Raw genomic sequence first — 2,446 nt, forward strand, 5'->3', positions numbered from 1 at the left:
AGCACATGACTTTTAATCATGGTGTCCCGGGTTCGATTCCCGGGTAAGCCACCAATTACTTTTATCAAAGTAATTTTTTTTTATTTAGAACTTGCTTAGTATTTATATAAAAAAGAGCTTTTACATTAAGTAAAAGCTCTTTTTGTTTTATTGAATTTAAATTAGGAGATTGATTAAAAAGATTTAAATCTATGTAATATATCGTCTTTGATAAATGATAGAAATTTTTTTAGTGATTGAAGATCCTCTTTATAAGAAGTGTCATCTCCAGATGATAAGTATCCATTATTAAACATGGTAAGAACGAAAAATAATATACCAAGATTAATATATAAATCTTTTATATCTGCAATAAACAAATTACTTATACCAATAAAATCTAAACTGCCTCCATAAAAAACTTTATCAATTAATGAGCAGGTGGCGCCACAGCTTACAAAAGTAAAACACATATCAGCCCAAAAATCTTTTCTTCCATTATGCAGATAATATCTATAGACTTCAATGAAGACTAATATAGCAATTATATTTAAAGCTATTAAAATTGGAAAACTAACAGATGTACCAAATCTAGCATTTAACCAAGAACCATTGGTGTTAATTATAGGGTTAAAATATAACATGTTATTAATTATAGGAAAATCAGTATTAAACCATAAAAATTTTATTGATAGTTTTATTCCTTGATCTATTAAAAGAAGAAGAAAAAATAAAGATGATAATATGCTAGCATTAAATCCGCGTTTATGCTTTTCTCCTAATTCATAAGTAAACAAACCAACTAGTGCAAATAATAGAATTAATATTATATTGAAGAAGAGTGTTTGAAAATCAGTAATTCTGCCACTAATAAGTTCAAATAATATATATAGAACCCACATTATAGGAAGAATACTTATAGTCAAAACTTTTTTATTTTTCATGTAATTACCTCCAAGTATATTTATATTAAAGTTTAACATATGATTAAGAAAATTTCACTACTATTAAAAGAAGTAAGTTTAGGTTAATATAAAAGTAGAAGAATACAAATATGTAATTTAAAGAATTATAGAAGTTACATATTTTTACTAAGGAAATATTTAAAGTATAAAAGAGGTATTATGAAAATATGAGAAGGAAGGGATAAGCTTATGTTAACAATTTTAGCAGTATCAGATTCAATAGGAGAAACTGCACATCAAGTAGCGATTGCAGCAGCAAGTCAATTCGAAGAAAAGGTGGAGGTTAAAAGAATTCCATACGTGAAAGAGTTAGAAGATGTTGAGGATGTGATGAATGTAGCTGATAATTGTGAAAACGTAATAATAGTATCAACAATAATTACTGTTGATGTAAGAGAGCATTTAACACAAAAAGCAATGGAAAAAAATATATTGGTTATGAATGTATTAGGTCCAATAATCAATGTAGCAGCTACTATATTAAAAACTCATCCTACGTATAATCCAGGTGCTATGCGTCAAACTGATGAAGCATATTATAAGAGAATTGAAGCTATGGAGTTCGCGATGCAATATGATGACAGCAAAGATTATAGAGGGTTAAAAAATGCAGATGTCGTTTTAATTGGTCTTTCGAGAACATCAAAGACACCTTTATGCATGTATTTAGCCAATAAGGGAATAAAGGCTATAAATATTCCATTAATGCCAGAGGTAGGAGTACCAGAAGAAATATATGAAATTGATAGAAAAAAGGTGTTTGGACTTACTATAAATCCTCTTAGGTTGATTGAAATTAGAAAAAGAAGATTAGATAAATTTCATAGAATTACATCAGATATTGAATATGCAGGTGATGCTAGGGTTTTAGAGGAATTAGATTTTGCAGATAAAATAATGAGGAAAATAGGTTGCAAAACAATTGATGTTACAGAAAGAGCAATTGAAGATACGGCATTAATTATTTTAGAAAAGATAGGATATAACAATAAAAAATAGGCGAGTTATTATTTAAAAAGATATAAGGGATATTTTTAAATAGTAGTACATACCAATTATTAGACAAAGTTAGGTGAGTTTCGTATTTAAAGTTATGAAACTCATCTTAATTATTTATACGAGAATTAAAGTGATAGAATATTTTGCTAAAAAGTAAGCATAATACAAATTATATAGCAATAAATAATATAACTATTCCTGGTGTATCATTAATAGAATTATGGAGAATTATATATGAATTGCAAACTATGTGGAAAATAAATTAATTAAATAGGAAGTATTGTGAAACTGCGTTTGTGAATATATATGATAAGATTAGAAACGTCGCTGAGGGACATAAGTATTTTGAAAAACCTAGATAACTCTTTTAAATAGATTAAAAAAGTTGTTGACAAGGTTCAAATCAAATGATATACTGAGGAAGTCGCTTGAGGCGATGGGAAATAAAAAATTACAACGAAAGTTGTGAAAGAAAATGGTCTTTGAAAATTGAACAGAAAATA

Annotated in this window: 2 protein-coding genes; one reads left to right on the forward strand and one right to left on the reverse strand. The window is 27.3% G+C overall.

The annotated features are described in order from the left end of the window. Positions 1-173: 173 nt before the first annotated feature. On the reverse strand, positions 174-923 hold the full coding sequence (locus CLOBL_RS27085) for a signal peptidase II (protein ID WP_009172972.1): 750 nt from the start codon (positions 921-923) through the stop codon (positions 174-176). A 210-nt stretch (positions 924-1,133) separates the two neighbouring features. Here CLOBL_RS27085 and CLOBL_RS27090 point away from each other — a divergent pair, with 210 nt between their 5' ends. Next, positions 1,134-1,943, forward strand: coding sequence for a pyruvate, water dikinase regulatory protein (locus tag CLOBL_RS27090; RefSeq protein WP_077861825.1), 810 nt, complete (start codon positions 1,134-1,136; stop codon positions 1,941-1,943). Positions 1,944-2,446: the final 503 nt, after the last annotated feature.

Origin of the sequence: Clostridium sp. BL-8 (genome assembly GCF_002006495.1) — a bacterium.
Taxonomy (GTDB): Bacteria; Bacillota; Clostridia; order Clostridiales; family Clostridiaceae; genus Clostridium.